Source organism: Spirillospora sp. NPDC049652 (assembly GCF_040675125.1).
In the GTDB taxonomy this organism is placed as follows: Bacteria; Actinomycetota; Actinomycetes; order Streptosporangiales; family Streptosporangiaceae; genus Spirillospora.
This window is the reverse complement of record NZ_JBFAOF010000877.1, coordinates 1-3,041: the sequence shown is the minus strand read 5'-3', so window position 1 is coordinate 3,041 and position 3,041 is coordinate 1. Positions and strand designations below refer to the sequence as shown.

Annotated in this window: 3 protein-coding genes; 1 reads left to right on the top strand and 2 read right to left on the bottom strand. The window is 75.3% G+C overall.

Translation table 11 applies throughout. The features are described 5' to 3' along the window. Window positions 1-897, top strand: an 897-nt coding sequence (locus tag AB0J52_RS34215; RefSeq protein ID WP_500187035.1) for an aminotransferase-like domain-containing protein, incomplete at its 5' end; no start/stop codon positions are given. Window positions 898-937: 40 nt separating this feature from the next. On the opposite strand, the gene AB0J52_RS34210 is transcribed toward AB0J52_RS34215, so the two are convergent. Together AB0J52_RS34210 and AB0J52_RS34205 are read right to left on the bottom strand one after the other, a co-directional pair. Continuing rightward, on the bottom strand, window positions 938-2,395 hold the full coding sequence (locus AB0J52_RS34210) for an FAD-dependent oxidoreductase (RefSeq protein WP_500187034.1): 1,458 nt from the start codon (window positions 2,393-2,395) through the stop codon (window positions 938-940). Continuing rightward, a partial coding sequence (locus tag AB0J52_RS34205) for a molybdopterin oxidoreductase family protein (RefSeq protein ID WP_500187033.1) occupies window positions 2,392-3,041 on the bottom strand: 650 nt, incomplete at its 5' end. The genes AB0J52_RS34210 and AB0J52_RS34205, both read right to left, overlap by 4 nt.

The following is a 3,041-nucleotide window of genomic DNA, read 5'->3' as shown; positions in this document are numbered from 1 at the left end:
GCCGAGCCCGCGCTGCTCACCGTCTGCTCCGGGTACGCCCAGGGCCTCGCCCTGGCCCTGCGCGCCCTCGCGTCCGCTGGGATCGACACCGTGGCCGTGGAAGATCCCGGGACGTTCGGGTCGGTCGTCCCGGCCGCCGTGCAGGCGGGCCTGTCGGTGGTCCCCGTCCCGGTGGACGAGCAGGGTCTCGATGTCGGCGCACTCGATGGGACCGGCGCGCGCGCCGTCGTGGTCACACCGGCGCACCAGTGGCCGACCGGCGTCGTCCTCGCACCCGAACGGAGGCTCGCCCTGGCCGAGTGGGCGGCGCGGCGGGACGCGTTCGTCATCGAGGACGACTACGACGCCGAGTTCCGTTACGACCGCGAACCCGTCGGCGCGCTCCAGGGGCTCGCCCCCGACCGCGTGATCGGCATCGGCACCGCCAGCAAGTCCCTCGCCCCGGCGCTGCGGATCGGCTGGCTGCTTTCCCCGCCCGTCCTCGCGCCCCTGATCGCCGAGGAGAAGGACCGGGCGGACCGAGGCTCCCCCGTCCTCGACCAGCACGCCTTCGCCCACCTCATCGAATCGGGCCGCTACGACCGGCACCTGCGCCGGATGCGCGCCGTCTACGCCGGACGCCGGACGGCCCTGACCGAAGCACTCGCCGAGCATGCCCCCGGCGTCCGGGTGACCGGTCTCAGCGCCGGTTTCCACGCGGTGGCGCTCCTCGCTCCCACCGCCGACGAGGACGCCGTGACCACCGCCGCCCGGGCACGGTCGGTCGGCCTCTACGGGATGAGCCGGTGCCGCTCCGACCACGCGGCCACTCCCCCACGGCTCGTCCTCGGTTTCGGGGACCTGACCGAGAGCGCCATCAGGTCCGGCATCGCCGCCGTCGGCGACCTGCTCCACTGATCCCGCCAGCAGACGCGTAACGCTGACGTGGTCCGGCCGCTCAGCCGGTGGGGACGGAATCCTGGTCGGCGAGCCAGCCGACGATGCCCTCCAGCGCGTCGCGGCAGCCGCCGCAGCCGGTGCTCGCGCGGGTACGGGCGACGACGTCGGCGACCGTGCGGGCGCCGTCCTCCCAGCACGCGCGAATCCGGCCCTTGGACACGTTGTTGCACTGGCAAACGGTCGCCGCGTCCGGCATCCGCACCGGTGAGGCGGCCTCCGGCGCGCCGCCCAGTCCGGGGAATAGCAGGCCGAGCCGGTCGCTCGGCGGCGGCGCGGCCCGGTCGTAGAGCGTCGTGAGGGTGCCGGCGGTGCCGGTCTCGCCGAGCAGGATCGCGCCGACGACCCGGCCGTCCCGGATCGTCACCTTCTTGTAGGTGCCGCGCCCGGCGTCGGTGAACCGGACGACCTCCACGTCCGGGTCGTCGTCGCCGTGGTGCGTCTCGCCCATCGCGACCAGGTCCACCCCGGTCGCCTTCAGGCGGGTGACCTGCCGCGCGCCGGTGAACCGGGCGGACGGGTCCGCGCCGGTCAGCAGGTCGGCGAGCACCTCCGCCTGCTCCCACGCGGGCGCGACCAGCCCGTACACCGTCCCGTCGTGCTGGGAGCACTCCCCCAGCGCCCGGACATTCGCGTCGGTGACCGAGGTGAGCGTCGCGTCCACGACCACGCCCTGCTCCACGGCGAGGCCGGCCGCGCGCGCCAGCGCCACGTCGGGGCGGACGCCGCAGGCCAGCACGACGACATCGGCGGGGAGGGCGCCGTCCGCCAGCTCGACACCGCGCACCCGGCCGTCCGCCACGACCAGGGCGGTGACGGAGGCGTCCAGCCGGGCGCGGATGCCGAGGCGGCGCAATGTCCGCGCGAGCACGCGTCCGGCGCCCGCGTCGAGTTGCCTTTCCATGAGATGCCCGGCCATGTGGACGACCGTGACCGCCAACCCCCGTCCCACCAGCCCGCGCGCGGCCTCGATCCCGAGCAGCCCGCCGCCGACCACGACCGCCGTCCGCGCGCCCTCGGCGGCGGCGACGATCGCGCGGCAGTCGTCCAGCGTGCGGAACGCGACCGCACCGTCCGGGAGCTCACCGCCCGGTCCGTCGCGTGTGCCCGGCACGGGTGGGACGAACGCGGTGCTGCCCGTGGCGAGGACGAGCGTCCCGTACCCGGTCTCGCTCCCGTCGGACGCCAGCACGACGCGCCGTTCACGGTCGATCGCGACGACCTGGACGCCGAGCCGCGCGTCCACGCCGTGGGCCTCGTACCAGGCGGGATCCACCAGGCCGATGCTCCCGGGCTCCGCGACCCCGGCCAGCACGTTCGACAGCAGCACGCGGTTGTAGGGCTGTTCGGCCTCCGCGCCGAACACCGTGACCGGCACCTCCCGGTCCCGCGCGCGGATGCCGGTCACCAGGCGGGAACCGGCCATGCCGTTCCCGACCACGACGATCCCTCCGGTCATGACGCGCCCTCCTTCGCCCGGCCCGCCGATTCCAGCCGGACGGCGCACACCTTGAACTCCGGCATCCGCGAAACCGGGTCGAGCGCGGGATTGGTGAGCAGGTTCGCGCCGCCCTCCCCCGCCCAGTGGAACGGCACGAACACCGTGTCGTCCCGGATGTCGTTCGTGAGCCGCGCCCGGACGGTCGCCGTCCCGCGACGGCTGCTCACCCGCACGTCAGTGCCGTCCTCGATGCCGAGACGGGCGGCCAGGTCCGGGTGCAGCTCGACGAACGGCCCGGGCGCGGCCTCGGCCAGCGCCGGGACGCGGCGGGTCTGCGCGCCGCTCTGGTACTGCGCCAGGACGCGGCCCGTCGTCAGGTACACGGGATGGCGGTCGTCCACGTCCTCGGCGGGTCCCCGGTGCTCCACGGGGACGAACCGGGCCCGTCCGTCCGGTGTGGGGAACCGGTCGAGGTAAGGACGCGGCGTCCCGGGATGGCCCTCGCCTGGGCAGGGCCAGAACACGCCGCCCTCGCGTTCGATCCGCTCGTAGGTGATGCCGGAGTAGTCGGCGGGGCCGCCCGCGCTCGCCGCGCGCAGCTCCTCGAACACCTCGGCGGGCTCGGTGCTCCACCGGCCGGGCGCGGCGAGCCGTCCGGCGAGCG